The sequence below is a fragment of the Micromonospora sp. B11E3 genome, assembly GCF_039871625.1.
In the GTDB taxonomy this organism is placed as follows: Bacteria; Actinomycetota; Actinomycetes; order Mycobacteriales; family Micromonosporaceae; genus Micromonospora.
In genome coordinates, this window is record NZ_JBDPMC010000251.1 from 1 (window position 1) to 628 (window position 628).

General features: G+C 64.5%; 1 protein-coding gene. It reads right to left on the minus strand.

The window, feature by feature from the left end:
* A partial coding sequence (locus tag ABGB16_RS33935; protein ID WP_347672130.1) for an IS5 family transposase occupies nt 1-617 on the minus strand: 617 nt, incomplete at its 3' end.
* Nucleotides 618-628: the final 11 nt, after the last annotated feature.

Genomic DNA, 628 nt, shown 5'->3' on the forward strand with positions numbered 1-628 from the left:
GCTATTTCGGCGTGCAGGTTACGGCCGGCCAGAAGCTCGCGGGTGACCGCCGAGTCGTAGCCGGCGTCCAGGTGCACTGTCACCTTTTCCGGCAGCGGACCGAACACGTCCAGCTTGTCCAGAGTAGACGCCAGCAGTGGTGAATCATGACGGTTCGCGCCGGCCAGAACCCGGTCGAGAGGGATCCCCCGGGCCTCGACCATGCTGGAGCGTTTCATCCCCTGCTTGCCCCGGTCGACCGGAGACCGGCCGGCCACCTCACCGCCACCGGGAGCCTTGGTGATGCACCCGTCCACCGAGATATCGTCCAGAATCAGTCCGACAATCCGGTCATAGGCGTCCAACACGATGGCCTTCAATTGTTCGAACACGCCCAGCCTGATCCACTCGTCACGCCGGTTCCGGATCGTCGTCGCCGAACAACCACTGTCCGCGATCGACTCGTACGCACACCCGAACCGCAGCACCTGCAACAACTTCTCGAATATCAGCCGATCCGCCACCCGCGGCCGGTGACACCCCAGCGGATGCGACGGATCAACCCGCGGCCGCTCGGGCAACAGCGCGGCGAACTGGTCCCACAACGGGGTCATCAGCCATGATGGAACAACGGGCACGGACACTCCTG